This is a genomic window from Tolypothrix tenuis PCC 7101 (assembly GCF_963874875.1).
GTDB classification, from domain to species: Bacteria; Cyanobacteriota; Cyanobacteriia; order Cyanobacteriales; family Nostocaceae; genus Aulosira; species Aulosira tenue.
This window is the reverse complement of the sequence record NZ_CAWNJS010000001.1, coordinates 5,318,449-5,338,427: the sequence shown is the minus strand read 5'-3', so window position 1 is coordinate 5,338,427 and position 19,979 is coordinate 5,318,449. Positions and strand designations below refer to the sequence as shown.

Below are 19,979 nucleotides of genomic sequence, written 5' to 3'. Positions count from 1 at the left end.
ATTACCAATTACCAATTACCAATTACCAATACTTGCTTTAACAGGAATTTCAATTACAAACTTTGTCCCTTGTCCTGGTATGGAGTCACACCAAAGATTACCGCCATGCTTTTGGGTGACAATTTGATAACTCATAAATAAGCCCAAGCCAGTGCCTTTGCCAACAGGTTTGGTAGTGAAGAAAGGGTCAAATATTTTAGATAAAATCTCTTGGTTGATGCCCATACCATTGTCAGCAATTATAATCATCACTCGATTTGTATTCATTTGAAGAGTCTGAATTCTGATGACATTGAGGTTAGCGGAATTATCCATGAATGAATCCCCCTGATGAGATTCTTCTAATGCGTCAACAGCATTACTCAAAAGACTCATAAATACTTGATTAAGAGAGCCAGCATCGCATTCAATTAGTGGTAAGTCGCCATAATCTTTAATTAGCTGAATTTCTGGGCGATTGCTTGTTGCTTGCAATCGATGTTGTAAAAGCACCAAGGTACTATCAATACCTTGATGAATATCTACCGCTTTTAATTCTGCTTCATCCAAGCGTGAGAAATTCCGTAGCGATAACACAATAGTACTGATGCGCTCAGTACCGCTTTTCATGGAATGAAGAATTTTGGCTATATCTTCCTGTAAAAAGTCCAATTCCAATTGAGCTAATTCTGCTTGCAAGGCTTGAGGTAGATGAGGATAGTGCTGCTGGTAAACTTGCAATGCTTTCCACAAGTTTTGGATATATTCAGAAAGATAAATTAAGTTGCCATGAATGAAACTAACAGGATTATTGATTTCATGGGCAACCCCTGCCACCATCTGTCCCAATGCAGACATTTTTTCACTCTGAAGCATTTGTAATTGAGTCTGTTTCAGCGTTTCTAAGGTTTGGTTTAGAGCCGTATTCTTAACATTTAATTCTTCAGTTCTCTGCCGGACTCTAAATTCCAAAGTTTCATTAGTACTAGCTAATTCAGCAAAAGCTAAACGCAACTTTGTTTCTGCTTGTGTGCGTTCTGCAATTGTTGCTGTCAGTACAAGAATGGTAAGTGTAATTACGCCAATAAACAATTGCAGTTGCATCAAAGATTGGTTGAGATCCCGATCTGCAAAACCACCTTTGCCATTCACCGTAGCAAGGACTGCGATCGCAGCCACAATAAAAGTTAGTAGCGTTGCACCTGGTTGCCCCAGCCGAAACGCAGACCAAATCAACATGGGAATTAACATATACTCCAGGTGATATCCTTCTCCAAAAGCCACTTTGCTGATGAGAATTACCAAACCCATCAGAATCACTGGATCTACTAAAATTAACCAAAATCTGCAACGGTGTGAGGCTACTTGGCGTTGTCCCGTCTCTGAGGTGGAAATGGAAGCTAACCATTCCCAGAAGGAATCTCGGTGTTTTTGAATGAATTGACTCCAACTCAGCAGCATTGGGGTGACAATCAAAATTCCTGACACATTAGAAATCCACCAGGTTAACCAAACTGTCCCATACGCTGCCCAAGGAACTTTACCACTCAACGCCAAGCAAGTTACTCCAACCGTGGCATTAATACTTGGCCCTACCATACCCGTTAATATCAAAAATTTGAAAACGTCGCGAATCTGGTCTAAGGGATAGCGAAGATTGGTAGTTTTCCGTAGTAGAAAAGCACCCAACATAGTTCCCAATGTTGTGCCGATCGCAATCAAGAAAACCGGCAGCGTTGAAATCGCCAGAGATGAGAAATTTGTAGGATCTCGAAACGCCCAGAAGTTGGCGAAAAATGAACCCAGCAACACACCGTACCCAATCCAATTACCAAACAACAAAACAGCCCCACTAGCAATTCCATCCGGGGGCCAAACTGGAGTCACATCCTGCGGTGTAGAAGCTACATGACGTGAAATTTCCGCCATGCCATAGTAGGCGATCGCCAAAACAATAATGCATCCGATTTGCTTGAGTGCATGAGGAACTATATGAGATTTTTGTGGAGTCATCCGTTTAGGGACTGCTTGATATAGACGTTTTCCTTAAATCTAGAATTCCCTTTTCCTCTCTGGTGGGAACATCAAGCAGCCAAGAACAATTTTGGATTTTGGATTTTGGATTGATCCACCACTAGTCCATCACAGAAAAAACTCACACCCAAACATGAAAATCTCTCTTCCCCAGTCCCCAGTCCCCAGTCCCCAATCCCTAAGTCAACACTAAATTATCCCGGTGAACTACAGTTTCCGCGCCAGCGTAGCCCAAAATTGTGGGGATTTCTCGTGAATGGCAACCGCGAATTTTTTGCAGATCCTCACTGTTGTAGTTCACCAGTCCTCTGGCGATTTCGTTACCAGTGATATCACATAATTGCACTGCTTCTTGTGTATCAAATTCTCCCTCTACTGCTTTGATACCAGCCGCTAATAAGGATTTTCCAGATTCGGAAATAGCTGCGATCGCACCTGCATCTAAATACAATTTTCCCGCTGGCACAAGCCCGTAAGCTATCCAACGTTTTCTAGCTGAGGTAGGTTCTGGCTGCGGTTCAAAGTGAGTACCTATTGGTTCACCTTGTAATATTTTTTCGATGTTGCGGGGAAATCTTCCTTGGGTGATTACTGTCCGCACACCAGCCGCGATCGCAATTCTCGCCGCCGAAATTTTAGTAATCATCCCGCCAGTACCCCATTGCGAACCTTGAGAACCTGTCTGAATCTGTAATTTGGCTAATTCTTTAATGCTACTTACCAAGGCGATCGGTTGAGCATCAGGTACAGAACGGGGATCTGCTGAGTACAATCTATCAACATCAGTCAGCAAAAATAGCCAATCTGCTTCTACTAAACTGGCAACTAATGCTGAAAGGGTGTCGTTATCGCCAAATTTTAGTTCATCCACCGCTACCGTATCGTTTTCATTGACTACCGGAATTACCCCTAGTCCCAGCAGTTCGCGAAAGGTGTTGTAGATATTGAGATAGCGACTGCGCTGCACCAAATCACTACGTGTTAACAAAACTTGGGCGATGGGTTGTTGCAGGGTGGTAAATAAATCATCGTAAACCCGCATTAACCGCCCTTGTCCCACTGCGGCTACTGCTTGTTTGAGTGCGATCGCTTTGGGACGTTCCGTTAAACCTAACCGCGCACAACCCACCCCTACTGCACCAGAGGACACCAAAATCACGCGATGACCTTGGCGCTGCAAATCAGAAAGTGTCTCAGCTAAAGTCGCAATAGTGGAAAGTGCCAGCTGTCCGGTTTCTGGCTGAGTCAGGCTAGATGTGCCAATTTTAACGACGATTGTTTTAGACATGGGGCATTGGGCATGGGGCATTGGGCATGGGTCATTTGTTATCAGACAAAGGACAAGTAACAAATAACAAATGACTAAAAAAAATTGTAAAGCGCCAGCACCTCTATTAGTGAGGGCCGACGCTTTACGGTTTTATATGTATTTATTAAACTTTAGGGTCTTTTTTTGGCTGACCCCATGTTATTAACACTTATAATCCCAGATTTTTTTCATTGCGAAAGATTCCTTAATGTTTTTTTTAGATTTAGTTTTTTAACTAAAAATCAATCTTTGTGAATTTTTGTGTACTTGGGGCTGATGCTAGCGCCCAAGGCTTCAGAAACCCAAACTTCAAAGTTTCTGATGGGGTGAGAGCGTAGAGCCACTTCGGGATGGATAATTGGTTCTACTAAGATGGTAAACATTCCCAAGCGGTTACCAGCTAAGACATCGGTAAACAAGCGATCGCCTACCATCCCCACTTGGTGAACGGGTAAATTCATCGCCTTGAGTGCGGCTCTAATTTTGCGTCGTGATGGTTTGGCAGCGCCTAGATAATAAGGTAGGTTCAAGGAACGGGCAATACTCCCAATCCGCGCTTCACTCAGGTTATTGCTGACCAACCAAAGTACAGCACAGGCACGCATTTCCTCTACCCATTGTTGTAATTCTGCTGAAGCCGCCCCTATTTTCATCGGTACTAAAGTTTCATCTACATCCAGCACTAATCCTTTTAATCCATATTGCTGGATAATGTCTGGTGTCAGTTTTAAAATGGAACCTTCTAAAATCAAGTCCGGTTGTAAGAGGTTGTTCCAAGCCATATTTAAGAATCAAGGGTGTCTTGACAGCAGTCACAATTAACTTATGAATTAATGACTGTTGTTTTCTGTGAAGTTTTACATCAGTTATTTAGTATTTTGTTAGGTATGAAATAGCACAAATATGCTATGATGATTTTCCTAAAAATACAAATACTTAGTTTTTTTAGGATAAAGCTTGGATGGTAACCTTGCCAACCTAAGAAAGTTATATATCTGATAGAGTGCGATCGCTATGTCAGCACAGGGAGCTTTTCTGATTAAACAGTTTTCAAAAGCTTTGCAAGAAAGTAGAATTGCGATTTTCACTCAGAACTCAGCACTTTCCAGTTAGATACATAAAAAAGGAGGAAGGGAAAAATGATTTCCCTTACCCCCTGCAAAGCTTTACTAGTTTAATCACGCTTAATTACGAGGATTAGCTATTAGCCATCAAGTTATTAAGAATCATCATGGCAATATCCACTTAATATCCCATCCTGAATATGGAACAGAATTTGCCATCAAAATTCCCATAGCATTAGTGAAACTAAGTGCCAATCAATAAATCATGAAATCAACACCCGCTTGCTAAATGTCTTAGTGCGATTCAGGTGAGGAGATGCGTACTGTGAACTCAATCCAAGCAAGCGAGTGGGACTGATGATGTTGATCTACTCTCAATCCTAGTAATCCTGTTATGGCATGGTGAGATTGGCGAGACAATAACTAGGGAAAAACTACCGTTATCTTCTGCCCTAAGTTAAATACTCTCTACTATCCCAACATCCAGAAATCGCCGCTATGTTGTGGGGAGCCAGAATCACTTACTGTCAAGCTATCGACAAACTACCAATTTACCTAGGGAGCGGAGGATGAGCGGAAGTAGTTCCGCTAAATGGTAGAGTTGCCAGCATCAACCAGTAAAGATTCTATTCTTAGCGGGGAATTATGAAAAAAGAAGTTATGAAACTTAATCCTCAGAGCTTCACAATTCATAATTCATTGGTTGGGAAACTAGATGTCAGAATTTGATGAATTAGATGGAGAAATTTTCGCCCATTCATCCTGCAAGCAGATTAGTACTCATTTAACTATCAGCTATCAGCAGTCAATTAGACAGCTAAAGGCTGACGGCTGAATGCTGATAGCTATTTAAGCCATTTGATTTTCAATCGCCCACCGTGCTAGTTCAGTACGGTTGTGGAGATTGGTTTTGCCCAACATGTTGGACACATGGCTTTCAACGGTACGCTGACTGACGTTTAACTCTTCAGCAATTTCGCGGTTAGCTAAACCTCTAGCTACGAACTGTACAACTTTCAGTTCGGTTGGAGTTAGCTGCACATCGAAGGGAACTTGGATACGAGAACCGTTTTCCCCTCCTTTTGCTTGGTGTTCTTTCCAACGGATGGTTTGTTTCAGTGAAGATTCTACTTGCGCTACGAGTTCTTCAGGTTCAAAGGGCTTGACCATATAAACGTCAGCACCTTTATTCAGACCTTTAACTCGGTCTGCGCTTTGTCCTTTAGCTGAAAGGAAAAGAACGGGAATCCAGCTAGTACGTTCATTTTGCCGGACTTGTTCTACAAAAGTGTATCCGTCCATTTCCGGCATCATCACGTCGCAGATAATCATATCTGGAACATCATGCTCTAGAATTTCTAAAGCTTCTCTTCCATTTTCGGCGGTGATGACTTCATATCCCCGGAATTCCAAGTAATCCTTCACCAGCAAGATGAGGTTAGGGTCATCATCAATCAGTAGAAGTCGTTTGTGATCTTTCATGCTGGGCTCTTTCATAGCAGTGGCACTTGTCGCGCTTCGGTCCATCAAGGTCTTGTATATTTATCCTCTATGGTGGATTATTCTGAGATGTTGTCTTTTTTCCCACTTAACCTGCCTTTGCTTCTGGGAAGTCTTATCAGTGATAACCACTGTTTAGGAGACTACTAGCTTATTGGCAATAGTCCAGTAAGGATACGTAGAGCAGTAGTAATTATAATGCGTTATTATATATCGCTTTGAAAGTGGTGGGTGAAAAAAGCGCTGATTAAATAATAATCCTTCCGATTCACAAGTTCAGTAATGGCTGAAGATGACCCTAGCTCAAAACCAACCCCCGCTTCAGAGCGCTTACTACCTAATTACGATATCCTTCGGATGTTAAGTCCTCTATCAGTTGTTCACAAGCAACCAGAGAAGTTTCTGGCAAAGGATGGGTTAAAAATACATAATTCTTCCACCACCTTAATTTGCCTATCAAGTGTTCTTGGGTGATCCGCTCAATCACTTCCGTGTTTGCTCGACGATACCAGACACCATCCGGGTAAACAACTATTATCCGTCTAGAACCGAAAACCCGCAAGCAATTAGCTTTATTTTCGTTAATGCAAATGGGACGACTATTGTGCGTCTGATAGAGTTTGAGCTGCTTCAGGCGCTTTTTTAAGTATTCCCAGGATTCCAGACTAGCTTGTTTTTAGCAGCAGTTTAGTAACTGTCTGTCTAAAACAAATGAAAATATGTCGTTGAATCTTTGCAAATCCAAAAGTTTCTAGACAATTACCCAGGGGTTTATTGCCTAGATATTTAGTGGTTTTGGGGATTTTACGGCTGTACTGGATCGCTATATTGTTATTCATCGAGCTGCTCCCTGATTACAGTTCTATAACAATTTCCCCGCTTTGCAAATAAATTCATTCCTATACAAATATTCATCACTGACAGCAAAAAACCTGAAGATTAAATATTAATAAGTATTTATGCTTAAGTATGTGTAATTAAGGGTGAAGAATTAAGGGTCAAGAGTCAAATTGTCAGTAGTTGCAGAGACGCGATTAATCGCGTCTGTACAAAGGTTAAGAGTTAATCCTTTCCCAATCCCCAGTCCCCATTCCCCGTTCCCCATTCCCCGTTCCCCATTCCCCAACCAGTTCGGAAACCCGTACACCAAAAATTGTTGCCATTGTGTGCAACTCTTCGGTAAATTAGCACTCAGGAGTTGAGAGTGCTAACTCTGGAGAAATTAAATATGGCAGCAGTATCTTTAAGCGTTTCTACAGTTAAACCTTTGGGCGATCGCGTTTTCGTGAAAGTGAGCGCCTCTGAGGAAAAGACCGCAGGTGGTCTTTATTTGCCCGACACCGCCAAGGAAAAGCCCCAGGTAGGTGAAGTGGTTGCAATTGGCCCTGGCAAGCGGAATGATGACGGTTCTCGTCAAGAACCAGAAATCAAAATTGGAGACAAAGTTCTGTACTCCAAGTACGCTGGCACAGATGTCAAGCTGGGCACCGAAGAGTACGTTCTGCTTTCTGAGAAAGATATTCTAGCAGTCGTTGCGTAATGGTCATTGATCATTGGTCATTTTGTCATTAGCCAATGGCAAAAGACAAATGACAAGGGACAAATGACAAAAGACAAAAGACAAATGACAAAGGACTATTAACAATTATGGCAAAGCGCATTATCTACAACGAAAACGCCCGTCGCGCCCTGGAACGAGGCATGGATATTCTAGCTGAAGCAGTGGCTGTTACCCTTGGCCCTAAAGGTCGTAACGTCGTGCTAGAGAAGAAATTTGGCGCACCGCAAATCGTCAATGATGGCGTAACCATTGCCAAAGAAATCGAATTAGAAGACCATATTGAAAATACTGGCGTGGCTTTGATTCGCCAAGCTGCTTCTAAGACCAACGACGCTGCGGGTGATGGTACCACCACAGCTACCGTTTTAGCGCACGCAATTGTGAAAGAAGGCTTACGCAACGTTGCTGCTGGCGCAAATGCAATTTTATTGAAGCGTGGTATTGACAAAGCCGCTAACTTCTTAGTAGAAAAGATTGCTCAACACGCTCGTCCCGTAGAAGATTCCAAAGCTATTGCTCAAGTTGGTTCCATCTCTGCCGGTAACGACGAAGAAGTCGGTCAGATGATTGCCCAAGCAATGGATAAGGTGGGTAAAGAAGGCGTAATTTCCCTAGAAGAAGGGAAATCCATGACCACCGAACTGGAAATCACCGAAGGGATGCGTTTTGACAAAGGCTATATTTCTCCTTACTTCGCTACCGACCCAGAACGGATGGAAGCCGTCTTCGATGAGCCTTTCATTCTGTTAACCGATAAGAAAATTGCTTTGGTACAAGACCTGGTACCCGTGCTTGAGCAAGTAGCACGTGCTGGTCGTCCCTTAGTAATCATTGCTGAAGATATTGAAAAAGAAGCTTTGGCAACTCTAGTAGTTAACCGCCTACGTGGTGTACTGAACGTAGCTGCTGTTAAGGCTCCTGGGTTTGGCGATCGCCGCAAAGCTATGCTGGAAGATATCGCTATCCTCACTGGTGGTCAACTAGTTACCGAAGATGCTGGCTTGAAATTGGATAACACCAAGCTAGATAGCTTAGGTAAAGCTCGCCGCATCACCATTACCAAGGACAACACCACAATTGTTGCTGAAGGTAACGAAGCTGCTGTTAAGGCTCGGATTGACCAAATCCGTCGTCAAATTGAAGAAACCGAATCTTCTTACGACAAAGAAAAACTGCAAGAACGTCTAGCTAAACTAGCTGGTGGTGTCGCAGTTGTAAAAGTTGGTGCAGCAACCGAAACCGAAATGAAGGACAAGAAACTGCGCCTAGAAGACGCTATCAACGCTACTAAAGCTGCTGTTGAAGAAGGTATCGTTCCCGGTGGTGGTACAACCCTCGCTCACTTAACTCCTCAACTGGAAGAATGGGCTAACAGCAACCTCTCTGGTGAAGAATTAACTGGTGCGTTGATTGTTGCTCGTGCTTTACCTGCACCTCTGAAGAGAATTGCAGAAAACGCTGGTCAAAACGGCGCTGTAATTGCTGAACGTGTGAAAGAAAAAGACTTCAACGTTGGCTACAACGCTGCAACCAACGAGTTTGTTGACTTGTTTGTTGCTGGTATTGTTGACCCTGCTAAGGTAACTCGTTCTGCTCTGCAAAACGCAGCTTCCATCGCTGGTATGGTGTTGACAACCGAGTGCATCGTAGTTGATAAGCCTGAACCCAAAGATGCTGCACCTGCTGCTGGTGGCGGTATGGGTGGCGGCGACTTCGATTACTAATATTTACTAGCCCCCTATTTGTCAAAACAGCTGCTTCCCTGGTGGAGGCGGCTGTTTTTTTGTGTTATCAAATCGCAGAATTATAGTAAATAAATTAATATCGTGTAACAACCAAATAACTTGAGTTACGACAACGCTTGTAAATATTTAGCTGAACAGTACCCAGGAGATTTTGTCCGTTGGTTGCTGGGAGTAGACGCGCCACAAATTGAAATCTTAAAAACTGAACTGACACTAGAACCAATTCGTGCAGATTCTGTGACATTTCTGCAAGCAGCTAACAAAATTTTACATATTGAATTTCAAACATTAACGATATCCGATCCGCCACTTAACTTCCGAATGCTTGATTATTCTGTGAGGTTAAAGCGTCAATATCGATGTCCTGTAACCCAAGTAATCATCTTTTTACAGGAAACTACTAACGAAATGGCTTTTACTGAAGAATATCGAGATGACACAACAATTCATCAATATCGAGTAGTTCGTCTATGGGAGCAAGATTCAGCAGCATTTTTGGCAAATCCTGCACTGTTACCTCTAGCAACATTAACCAGAACCGAGTCACCCCAAGGATTGCTAGCACAAGTTGCCGAACGAGTCGCTACAATTCCTAATAGAGAGCAGCGACAAAATATAGCAGGTTGTGTAGAAATTTTGGCAGGTTTGCGGTTTGAAAAAGATTTGATTCGCCAATTATTACGGGAGGATATTATGAAAGAGTCTGTAATTTATCAAGATATTTTGCAACAAGGTAAAAAACAAGGTGAAGAAAGTTTGATATTACGGATGCTAAATCGGCGTTTTGGTGAAATAGGTACGTCACTCATTGAACGTATTCGGGGATTATCTATTGAAAAGTTAGAAGAATTGGGAGAAGCGTTGTTTGATTTTTCAGAAGTTGCTGATTTAGAGCTTTGGTTAAATGACAATAATTAGAATTATATTCATAAGGGCACAAGAATGTTGTGCCCCTACCCACCTGTTATCTTATTGCTTCAAATTGAAATTATTATGTTTAGAATATAACTAATATTCCTGAAATTGTTTGTAACAATTCAAGAACAACATTTAAAGATAATCCTAGCGAGTTAGCAAAGTCTACTAAAGCCGTAAATATTTCATGAATTGATGCTCCTGTAATTATCAAATTTAGTAACTTATTTGCTAATAAAATAAATTCTGGATAGTGTGCAACAAGTGCGGCAATAGTGCCAAATAAATGAGTATAATTTATTATATTAGTTTAGAAATTTTTTAAAACAACTACTTTAAAAAAGTAGCTGTTTTTCTCAAATAATTATTTATTAGCTGCAACTATTGCCGAAATTTCTTCTAGAATACTGTTCTGTTCTTGCTTAATTATTTCTAGTCTGCTTAAAAGGTTAGTGAGCCTGTCGTTGCTATTCTGAGAGCCAGATATAAAAGCACTGCTAGATTTTTGCCCTAATAATCTTAAAGGTATAAAACTCCATTTAAATAATGGTGTAACTAATTTAAATGGAGCGGCTAATGTAAGTAATAATCCTCTTTGCAAAAGACGATTAAAAACTGTAAATAATTGCAAAAAAATAAGTATAAAAACAATAAAAATAACTAAGCCTGGTATAGGATGATTCACTCCCCAAGCAAGGAATTTGAGTGGAACTGATATAATTGGATGAGCATCAATCCAGATTTTAATATTATCAATTTGATGAGTAAAAAAAGAAGTAATAGTCCGTTCAATTTCTGTAGAAATAGTATTACTTAATTGTTCAACTTGATGTAGCTTCTGTTCTAATGACTGTTCTATGTTGCTACTCGTTACTAACAAAGAATCCTTTACGTTGTTCGCTTGCTCATGAATTGTATCTACAGTTGTCATTGTAAATTTATTTACGTTATTAGCTGTATCAGTTACAGTTTGAGTTAAAACTTGTTTTGCTTCCTTTGCTCCTGTACTTAAAACATGATTTGCTTTTTCTGTTGACTCACCAACAACAGTGATAGACTTTGTAGTTATGTCTTTTAGATTATTAATAGTACTATTAGTTGTATCATTCAAGAAATTTTTAGCCTTCTCAATACCTTGGGTAGCTTGTTCAGGAAGCCCCATTGATAGAGAAAATTTTACACTGTCTTCTAAGATATGCACCATGATTCTTTCCTTGAAAATTGCTCTAATAACTACAAATTATCATGATAAAAAAGCATCTATCCTCGGAAATAGCACGGATGTCATGCATTAATTTTATTTATAATTTCAGTAAATACATGGAAATAAAATTTGCTCATACACTTTTCTGTAAATAACAAGATACTCGAATTATTTGATAATTAAGGTATCTGAATAATCCCAATTTTCACAAATCAAAGAACACTCTTATATCGATAGATAATTAACATTCATACTTAATCTCTATCTTTGTAGAAAAAACCTCAGAAAAAACTTTGCGCCTACCCTGCGGGAACGACTTCGTCGAATGCGTGAGATTATTACCCCTGCTACTACACAAAATTAATGAATGAAATTCTAGAAAAAGAAGTTGCTAATGCTTGGCATGGCAAACTTAATTTAGTCTACGCCGATCGCAAAAATACCACCCAGCTAATTTACAACCACCAGCAAGCACCGCTAAAGGTACAGCGTCCGTTTTATCCTGAAGGTGAACAAGTCTGTCATAGCGTCATTTTACATACGGCTGGGGGAGTTGTGGCAGGCGATCGCCTTTCTCTCGATTTCCACCTCCAACCCCACGCCCAAGCATTAATCACTACAGCTGCAGCTAGTAAAATCTACCGCAGCAATGGACTGCAAGCCAGACAATTAATCGATATCAAAGTGGATGCTGGTGCTTGTTTAGAGTGGTTACCCCAAGAAACAATTTTGTTTAACAGTGCGATTTATCGGCAAGATTTACGGGTAGAATTAGCAACCGAAGCCAGTTGGTTAGGCTGGGAAATTACGCGATTAGGGCGCAGTGCTAGAGGAGAGAAATTCTTGCAAGGAGAATGGCGATCGCATACCGAAATTTGGCAGCAAGGTGTACCCTTATGGATTGATCGGCAATATTTACCTGGTAGCGAGGAAGTTTTTCACAGTCCCCACGGCTTGGCTGGACAACCAATTGTCGGTAGTCTAGTTTGGGTGGGTAATCCAGTTGACTCAGAAATAGTGGCAAAAGCCCGCAATTTATGGGATGGTGCAGGAGAGGTGGGGGTGTCGCGACTACAACATGGACTTTTATGTAGATATCGCGGTGCTTCGTCGTCTGAGGTGCGAAACTGGTTTACGTCTGTTTGGCAGATGCTACGGGTTAATTTTTTGAGTCGTGGTAGCTGTGTACCTAGAGTTTGGCAGGTTTGAACGAACCGCAGAGGCGCAGAGAACGCAGAGGAGGGAGAAATGCAACTTACGCCGCAGGAAAAAGATAAGTTGTTAATTTTTACTGCTGCTTTAGTGGCAGAAAGACGTAAAAATAGAGGTTTGAAATTAAATTATCCTGAAGCAGTGGCTTATATTTCTGCTGCAATTTTAGAAGGTGCTAGAGATGGACAAACTGTTGCGGAATTGATGAGTTATGGCACAACTTTGTTAACGCGAGAGGATGTGATGTCAGGTGTATCAGAAATGGTGCATGAAGTGCAGGTAGAAGCAACTTTTCCTGATGGGACAAAGTTGGTGACGGTGCATAATCCGATTCGTTAATTTGTAAGGGAGTAAGGTATGATTCCAGGGGAAATTATTACGCCAGATGGAGAGATTGAATTGAATGCTGGGCGTGAAACTATTAAATTAATAGTAGGAAATACAGGCGATCGCCCTATACAAGTTGGTTCACATTTTCACTTTTTTGAAGTTAATACAGCCTTAAGTTTTGACAGAGAACTAGCGCGAGGAATGCGCCTCGATATTCCCGCCGGAACCGCAGTTCGCTTTGAACCAGGGGATGAAAAAGAAGTAACCTTAGTTCCCTTGGTTGGTACTCGTCAAGTCTACGGATTTAACGCCAAAATTAACGGAAGCATCTAAAAATATCCGAGTTACTCTGCTGTTTAAAAAGGTTCTTGAAGCGCATACAGCTTAATTACGGGAATCCTTTTTTTGGAGTGCTTTCATCAAGACTGTACCAGCCCCGAAGCTATTATACAGAGTAGGTAAATCATAGGTTTTGAATGGTTCCAACGGAGAAATATCCTCGACTGTATCTAAATCTTTGAGAAGGATGCGAATTAGCTTGAGTTTTTCTGATGGAGAAAGCTTGCGGACTATGGAAATTACCTCTGCTATGGTCATGATGTTAACGCCTCCAAGAACGCTTATTTATAGCATAAACCCAATTATTTTTAACGCAGAGGGGCGCTGAGGGAAACGCGGAGGTACGCGGAGTTAGAGTTTGTTTGCCACACGTTTAATGCCTTCTTTAAGGTGGAGAACGTTAAAGTTGAGCAGCATACCCAGTTTGCAATTTGTGAGTTTAAGGTAAGTTAAAAGTTGTACGGAGTGAATTGGGTGAATAGATTCTACAGATTTCACTTCAATAATTACTTTATTTTCTACTATTAAATCTAATCGATAAACACAATCTAATTGCACTTTTTCATACACAAGGGGTATTGGAACTTGCTTACCAACATTAAATCCCCTCTTCTTCAATTCATAATACAAACACTCCTCATAAGCTGACTCCAACAACCCCGGCCCCAATGCCGTATGTACTCGCATTCCACAACCAATAATTGTCCCACTCAAATCATTCTCATCCATACTCCGCGTACCTCTGCGCTTACCTTTGCGCCCCTTTGCGTTTAAACTCGATTCTAACCTCAGTTTCAAGGAATGTATTATGCCTTACAAAATGTCTCGCCGTGCTTATGCAGAAACCTATGGCCCCACAGTAGGCGATCGCGTCCGACTTGCGGATACAGAATTATTTATTGAAGTAGAACAAGATTTCACCACCTACGGCGATGAAGTGAAATTTGGTGGCGGTAAAGTCATCCGCGATGGTATGGGACAATCGCCCATTTCTAACGCCGATGGTGCTGTAGATTTAGTAATTACAAATGCTTTAATTCTTGATTGGTGGGGTGTAGTTAAAGCCGATATTGGCATTAAAGACGGGAAGATATTTAAAATTGGTAAAGCGGGAAATCCTTATATTCAAAATAATGTCGATATTATTATTGGCCCCGGAACCGAAGCCTTAGCTGGGGAAGGGATGATTCTCACTGCTGGGGGTATCGATAGCCATATTCATTTTATTTGTCCGCAGCAGATAGAAGTGGCGATCGCATCCGGAATTACCACGATGATTGGCGGTGGAACAGGCCCCGCTACAGGAACAAACGCCACCACCTGCACCCCAGGCCCTTGGAATATGTACCGGATGTTGCAAGCTGCTGATGCGTTTCCTGTGAATTTAGGATTTTTAGGGAAAGGAAACGCCAGTCAACCCCAAGGACTTGTGGAACAAGTACAAGCCGGTGCAATGGGGTTAAAGCTGCATGAAGACTGGGGAACCACACCCGCAACCATTGACACTTGCCTCAGCGTCGCGGATGAGTATGATGTACAAGTGGCAATTCACACCGACACCCTCAACGAAGCCGGATTTGTTGAAGATACCATCGCAGCTTTTAAAAATCGTGCTATCCACACCTACCATACTGAAGGCGCAGGGGGAGGACACGCACCAGATATTATCAAAGTTTGTGGCGAGGCGAATGTTCTCCCATCTTCCACCAACCCCACACGCCCTTACACCCTCAACACTTTAGACGAACACCTGGATATGTTGATGGTATGTCACCATCTCGATCCTGCGATCGCGGAAGATGTCGCTTTTGCTGAATCCCGCATTCGTCGGGAAACCATCGCCGCCGAAGATATTTTGCACGATTTAGGCGCGTTTAGCATGATTTCCTCCGACTCCCAAGCGATGGGGCGGGTAGGCGAAGTAATAATTCGCACCTGGCAGACATCTCATAAAATGAAGGTGCAACGGGGAATCCTTAACCCGCAAGGAGATGAGCAAAGGGCAGACAATTTTCGAGCCAAAAGATATGTTGCCAAGTACACCATTAACCCCGCGATTACCCACGGAATCGCCCAGTATGTCGGGTCAGTGGAAGAGGGGAAACTTGCAGATTTATGTTTGTGGCGACCGGCATTTTTTGGTGTGAAGCCAGAAATAGTGATTAAAGGCGGGATGATCGCATGGTCGCAAATGGGCGACGCTAACGCCAGCATTCCCACACCGCAACCAGTGCATATGCGCCCGATGTTTGGTAGTTTTGCAGGGGCGCGTCACGCCACATCATTAACTTTTGTTTCCCAAGAGGCGTTAGAAAGGGAAATTCCTAGCCAGTTGAGTTTAAGAAAATCGGCGGTAGCAGTTTCCGGGACACGCCAAATAACTAAGCGAGATTTAAAGCTAAATGATGCACTACCCCATATTGAAGTAGATCCAGAAACCTATGAAGTCAGGGCTGATGGCGAATTGTTGATTTGTGAACCTGCGACAGTTTTACCAATGGCGCAAAGATACTTTTTGTTTTAATCCATGACCGAGCAATCTACCGATTACGATAGTCCTTGGAAAGAAATCATTGAGCTATATTTTCCCCGCTTTCTGGAATTCTTTTTCACCCTAGCTTACAACGCCATTGACTGGACGCGACCTTATGAATTTCTGGACACAGAACTGCAACAGCTAGAACCCGATGCAGAAATTGGGCGGCGTTATGTTGATAAAGTCGCCAAAGTTTGGTTACTTGATGGGGAAGAAGCTTGGGTATTAGTTCACGTAGAAGTCCAAGGACAATATGACAGCCAATTTCCCGAACGGATGTACACCTACAATTACCGCTTATTTGACCGCCATAAACAGCGAGTCATTAGCTTGGCTGTATTAGCCGATGAACAAGCAAATTGGCGACCTTCCAGCTACGGCTATGAACTGGCGGGATGTCGTGTCAGCTTAGAGTTTCCCATAGCGAAGTTATTGGACTATGAACAAGCTTGGGAAACCCTAGAGCAAACCACCAATCCCTTTGGGATAATAGTGATGGCGCATCTTAAAACCAAAGCGACGCAACGAAACCCAGAAAGTCGGCTACAGTGGAAACTAAGCCTAGTTAGACAACTTTTTGAAAAGGGATATAGCCGGGAAGATATACAAGAAATCTTTCGGTTTATCGACTGGGTGATGGTTTTACCAAAAGAATTGACAAGTAGTTTCAAAACAGAAGTGAGAAATTACGAGGAGACAAATAGAATGCGATACGTAACTAGTATTGAAAGGTTAGCAAAAGAAGAAGGGATTATTGAGACTGCGAGAGAAAGCGTGATTGAAGTTTTAGAAACTCGCTTTGGAGAAGTGCCAAATGCTATTGTGGAAGCTATCAATACTATAGAAGAACCATCGGTATTAAAGACTCTTTTGAAGAGAGCGATCGCCATTCCTTCCACAGCCGAATTTCAGCAACTCTTGGATAATCTTAGTTCTGGACAATAAGCGATCGCCTGTTTTGTGCTGAGAGTGCGATCGCTTTTCTTGAGAGCGTCAACATTAGCAATTTTTAAAAGCTAAAATCAAAGTGAAGCATTCCATGTTCAATTTATGATGACTCCGAAATTGATGATTGAACCTTCATATTGGTTGGGAACAGGAATCAAACTAGAAAAAGTTAATAATCTTAATTTTTTTAAGTTTACCGATGAACTGCAAGCACGTTCAGATGATCTGCTAGAACGGAGCAAATCTGGATTAATCACGGCAGAAGAAAAAGCGGAATTAGATGGTATATCTGAGTTAGCGCAGATTTTTACCTACGCTAATTCTGTTTTAGCTGCTGAATCAAAATGGTTCCCCAATCCATCCGAGAAATCATCGCTGACAGAGCAAAATACCTCTGCGAATATTGTCACTCCCCAGAATTTGTAAATACTGACCGCTTCACTGTCGATCATCTCATTCCACAGTCTTTAGGTGGCTCGGATGAACTGGAAAATCTAGCTTTATGTTGCCGTCGTTGCAATGAACGTCGCTATAATTTTACATCAGGAATTGACCCGCAAACTCAAAAGGAAATACCTCTATTTAATCCTCGTACACAACAGTGGTCAGAACATTTTATCTGGTCTGTAGAAGGGACAAAAATCGGAGGAATAACCCCAACAGGTCGAGCAACCTGTAATCGACTTGATATGAACGATCAACGTCATGGTAACGGATTCATTCAAAAATCTCGTCGGCTTTGGGTGCAAGTAGGTTGGCATCCTCCCCAAGAAGATCCACGCCAAGAAAATGAGAATTAATTTAAGCTTAAACAAGCGATCGCCTGTTTTGTGATCAGAGTGCGATCACCATATCTATTCTGACAGTACAGATATCTATGATTAGCTACAATAAAATTTATATACTTTGCTAAATTGCTAATTTATTTTTAATGCTCTGATTGGTAACAGCAAAGTATCCTCAATTTCCTGCCTAACTTCGTAGCTAATATGGCAGCCACTATTCAAGCAGTCTACTAGTAGCTTATTAGCATTGTAATAGTGCTGCAAAAGTTGTTCCTGCTCGTTGTTAAAACACCAGTAATGACCAATATTACGATGCTCAATCATCAATAATCTGAGTTGCTCAGACCAATCTTCACCATTTTCTCGCCACCATTCTCCAAATCCTTCTAATTCTGCAAATAAAGTATCCCATTCTAGTATTGGATCATTAAGTTTATCTATAAGTAACTGTAATGAAGTACTTAATTCAGATTGAGACGCAAAAGCTAAACAGATAGCATCTTCTAGATAATCATCCATATCAGCTATCATACACCAAGCTGTATCTCGATTAATAAAGGCTTGTTTACGGGATGATTTATCAATAGTTTCATCATGAATGTCTATATAATTAAGACCTTGGCAAAAAGCATCAGCTAAGGAGTCAGCGATGGCAAGAGAATTAGTAAGAGCATCATTAAGTAACCAGTCAAGAGAAGTATCTTCTAATGTATCTTCAGAATCCCACCCAAGAGCATTATCTAATCTATGCTGCTCAAAATTTGTGGTTATTTGAAAATAAAAGGCTCTGATAGCTGCTGGCTTGTATGGAGCTTCAAAGGAACTAGATTTCTGACTAAGCCATTCTAAAAAATCCTGTAAATTTTTATCTAAAGCCATAATCATATCAACTTTATGCTTCATCAAACTTACTAAATTATCAGCCTTTTGCATGACTCCGACTGCTAGTAAAAACACTTCCTGCCAGCTTTTTTCAGTGAGATGTTGCACCAAACATTCGTAAGCAGAATTAGCAACAATTTTTTTTGCCGCAAAATACTCATGAAATGTTAGGTGAGAAAAAGAGTAAATCCTATTTGCTCTTTCTACTAACATGCCATGTTGTGCTTCAATAGATTTTAGAACTGCTTCACTGTCCAACAGTAATATTTCTGGATCTGAGTCAGTATGATATAGTCTGCTGAAAAACTCAGTAATGTATACCTCAACTGTTTCTTGCTCAAAAAAGTAGTTCTGCTGCTCAAATGTAGTCAAAGCGATTTGACTGAGTAATTTTTCCTTATGCTGCACTGAGAGATTCTTATAAACATGATCTCGTTCATTAAAAATTTTTGCATCCCATTTTTTTAGTAATATTCTCAAGCCCTCCTGATAAAGTTTAGAACGCCTTTTAGGAAAATCTTTTTTCTCTGCAAATACCAGACAGAGCAAAGTTAGCAGTAATGGACTAGTTGCCAGTTCTTGAATTCGCTTGTTCTGTTCCAATTTATAGACGAATCGTTTTGCTTCGTTTAGATCACTTAGTCGGAACCAGTTTTCAGCAAAGATAGCAATTTGCTTCTCGTCAAAATCTGCAACTTCCACCTCTGTAAACCTTTCAAAGGAGTATTCTTTGGCAGCTATCCGACAGGTAATGACAAACTGATTCGTATGAAATTGATCGGAAATATCTCTAATTTCTCGTAAGACACGTTTTGTATCTTTCTCGCGGACTTCATCTAAGCCATCTAACAAAAGCAATACCCTACCCTGTCTCAAAAGTTGGTCTGCTCTCAAGCTGGCATCCTGTACTCCACAAATCGACAATTGCTGAGCAATATATTCCAAAACATCTGGCTGTTTGGGTGTTTCTGCAAAATCCTTCAGAGTTATAAATAAAGGAACTTGATTTGTCAAATACTGCCCTTCAATACATTGCATAGCCAGATACTTCAAAAATGTAGTCTTTCCTGCACCTGGTTTACCTAACACCATCAGTTTTTGATGCTGCTGTACTGCTTCTATTCCTGGTACTCGCTTCTCTTTAACCCTGTTAAGGCTAAAGCGTTCAAAGTCATCTGGGTCAAAGTTTTGCAACAGTTCAGGAATATCTAATCGTCTGCGTCCGGTGATTTTCTCCAGAATGTTGACATTGGTATAGATACCCTGCTCACCAGTTAACTCTATTGGTTGGGGCATATCTAGCACCCGCATTGTTCCACATTTTTCTTTAATGCTGGGTTTAACCTGTTCGCGGATTTCTTGAACTAGAGCATCAATATCAGATTCTTGCTCTGAGGCTTGTTTTACTTGAGATTGTGGATTTTCTTGAATTTCTTGCCACTCCAGCCCCAATTTTTTGCATATCTCAACAAATAAGCTGCTATCAACAGGCTTACGGTTAAAAAATTTATTGACTGGTTGACGAGTAACGGATAAAGCGTCCGCTAGCTTTTGCTGTGTTCCAAATTTGTCGATTAAAGCTAACTTTGCAGACTGAATACCTTGATGAGAAGCCTGAAGCGATCGCTTGACCATA

Annotated in this window: 19 protein-coding genes; 10 read left to right on the top strand and 9 right to left on the bottom strand. The window is 41.3% G+C overall.

Annotated elements, in window-relative coordinates:
- Positions 1–15: 15 nt before the first annotated feature.
- The 5 genes from AACU25_RS21090 to AACU25_RS21070 form a co-directional block, all read right to left on the bottom strand.
- The gene (locus AACU25_RS21090) at positions 16–1,992 is read right to left on the bottom strand and encodes an MASE1 domain-containing protein (RefSeq protein WP_096578963.1); all 1,977 of its coding nucleotides are present in this window, start codon (positions 1,990–1,992) and stop codon (positions 16–18) included.
- A gap of 199 nt (positions 1,993–2,191) precedes the next feature.
- Entirely contained in the window at positions 2,192–3,301 is a 1,110-nt protein-coding gene (proB, locus tag AACU25_RS21085) for a glutamate 5-kinase (RefSeq protein WP_096578961.1), read from the bottom strand.
- Between the two features lie 263 nt (positions 3,302–3,564).
- Positions 3,565–4,104: a YqeG family HAD IIIA-type phosphatase gene (locus AACU25_RS21080; RefSeq protein ID WP_045872369.1), complete on the bottom strand. Its 540-nt coding sequence runs from the start codon at positions 4,102–4,104 to the stop codon at positions 3,565–3,567.
- 1,131 nt (positions 4,105–5,235) lie between these two features.
- Positions 5,236–5,913, bottom strand: a complete 678-nt coding sequence (locus AACU25_RS21075) for a response regulator transcription factor (RefSeq protein WP_010997804.1) — start codon at positions 5,911–5,913, stop codon at positions 5,236–5,238.
- 310 nt (positions 5,914–6,223) lie between these two features.
- A complete protein-coding gene (locus tag AACU25_RS21070) occupies positions 6,224–6,373 on the bottom strand; it encodes a hypothetical protein (RefSeq protein WP_339382054.1) in 150 nt (49 codons plus the stop codon).
- A gap of 741 nt (positions 6,374–7,114) precedes the next feature.
- On the opposite strand from AACU25_RS21070, the gene groES reads away from it, so the two are divergent.
- From groES to AACU25_RS21055, 3 genes are all read left to right on the top strand, one after another.
- Complete coding sequence (groES, locus tag AACU25_RS21065; protein ID WP_045872370.1) at positions 7,115–7,426, top strand: co-chaperone GroES; 312 nt, start codon at positions 7,115–7,117, stop codon at positions 7,424–7,426.
- A 107-nt stretch (positions 7,427–7,533) separates the two neighbouring features.
- Entirely contained in the window at positions 7,534–9,171 is a 1,638-nt protein-coding gene (gene groL / locus AACU25_RS21060) for a chaperonin GroEL (RefSeq protein ID WP_096578959.1), read from the top strand.
- 120 nt (positions 9,172–9,291) lie between these two features.
- Positions 9,292–10,110: a DUF4351 domain-containing protein gene (locus tag AACU25_RS21055; RefSeq protein ID WP_096578957.1), complete on the top strand. Its 819-nt coding sequence runs from the start codon at positions 9,292–9,294 to the stop codon at positions 10,108–10,110.
- Between the two features lie 361 nt (positions 10,111–10,471).
- Here the strand turns inward: AACU25_RS21055 and AACU25_RS21050 are convergent, their stop codons facing one another.
- The gene (locus tag AACU25_RS21050) at positions 10,472–11,311 is read right to left on the bottom strand and encodes a hypothetical protein (protein ID WP_096578955.1); all 840 of its coding nucleotides are present in this window, start codon (positions 11,309–11,311) and stop codon (positions 10,472–10,474) included.
- 363 nt (positions 11,312–11,674) lie between these two features.
- Here AACU25_RS21050 and AACU25_RS21045 point away from each other — a divergent pair, with 363 nt between their 5' ends.
- From AACU25_RS21045 to AACU25_RS21035, 3 genes are read left to right on the top strand one after another with little or no spacing between them, the layout of a single operon-like run.
- Positions 11,675–12,520, top strand: coding sequence for an urease accessory protein UreD (locus AACU25_RS21045; RefSeq protein WP_096578953.1), 846 nt, complete (start codon positions 11,675–11,677; stop codon positions 12,518–12,520).
- A gap of 39 nt (positions 12,521–12,559) precedes the next feature.
- Positions 12,560–12,862, top strand: coding sequence for an urease subunit gamma (gene ureA / locus AACU25_RS21040; RefSeq protein ID WP_096578951.1), 303 nt, complete (start codon positions 12,560–12,562; stop codon positions 12,860–12,862).
- Positions 12,863–12,880: 18 nt separating this feature from the next.
- The gene (locus AACU25_RS21035; RefSeq protein ID WP_096578949.1) at positions 12,881–13,186 is read left to right on the top strand and encodes an urease subunit beta; all 306 of its coding nucleotides are present in this window, start codon (positions 12,881–12,883) and stop codon (positions 13,184–13,186) included.
- 51 nt (positions 13,187–13,237) lie between these two features.
- Here the strand turns inward: AACU25_RS21035 and AACU25_RS21030 are convergent, their stop codons facing one another.
- The gene (locus AACU25_RS21030) at positions 13,238–13,450 is read right to left on the bottom strand and encodes a hypothetical protein (RefSeq protein ID WP_096578947.1); all 213 of its coding nucleotides are present in this window, start codon (positions 13,448–13,450) and stop codon (positions 13,238–13,240) included.
- A 93-nt stretch (positions 13,451–13,543) separates the two neighbouring features.
- A complete protein-coding gene (locus AACU25_RS21025) occupies positions 13,544–13,921 on the bottom strand; it encodes a GxxExxY protein (protein ID WP_096578945.1) in 378 nt (125 codons plus the stop codon).
- Positions 13,922–14,000: 79 nt separating this feature from the next.
- Between AACU25_RS21025 and ureC the strand changes: the two genes are divergently transcribed.
- The 4 genes from ureC (at position 14,001) to AACU25_RS21005 (ending at position 17,476) form a co-directional block, all read left to right on the top strand.
- Positions 14,001–15,716 carry an urease subunit alpha gene (gene ureC, locus AACU25_RS21020; RefSeq protein ID WP_096578943.1) on the top strand — a complete coding sequence of 572 codons (1,716 nt, stop codon included), beginning with the start codon at positions 14,001–14,003 and terminating at the stop codon, positions 15,714–15,716.
- A gap of 3 nt (positions 15,717–15,719) precedes the next feature.
- On the top strand, positions 15,720–16,673 hold the full coding sequence (locus AACU25_RS21015) for an RpnC/YadD family protein (RefSeq protein WP_096578941.1): 954 nt from the start codon (positions 15,720–15,722) through the stop codon (positions 16,671–16,673).
- Between the two features lie 105 nt (positions 16,674–16,778).
- Positions 16,779–17,102: a hypothetical protein gene (locus AACU25_RS21010; RefSeq protein ID WP_321206664.1), complete on the top strand. Its 324-nt coding sequence runs from the start codon at positions 16,779–16,781 to the stop codon at positions 17,100–17,102.
- Positions 17,021–17,476, top strand: coding sequence for an HNH endonuclease (locus tag AACU25_RS21005; protein WP_096578939.1), 456 nt, complete (start codon positions 17,021–17,023; stop codon positions 17,474–17,476). Before AACU25_RS21010 ends, AACU25_RS21005 begins: the two co-directional genes overlap by 82 nt.
- 117 nt (positions 17,477–17,593) lie before the next feature.
- Here the strand turns inward: AACU25_RS21005 and AACU25_RS21000 are convergent, their stop codons facing one another.
- Complete coding sequence (locus AACU25_RS21000; RefSeq protein WP_096578937.1) at positions 17,594–19,978, bottom strand: NACHT domain-containing protein; 2,385 nt, start codon at positions 19,976–19,978, stop codon at positions 17,594–17,596.
- Between the last annotated feature and the right edge of the window lies 1 nt (position 19,979).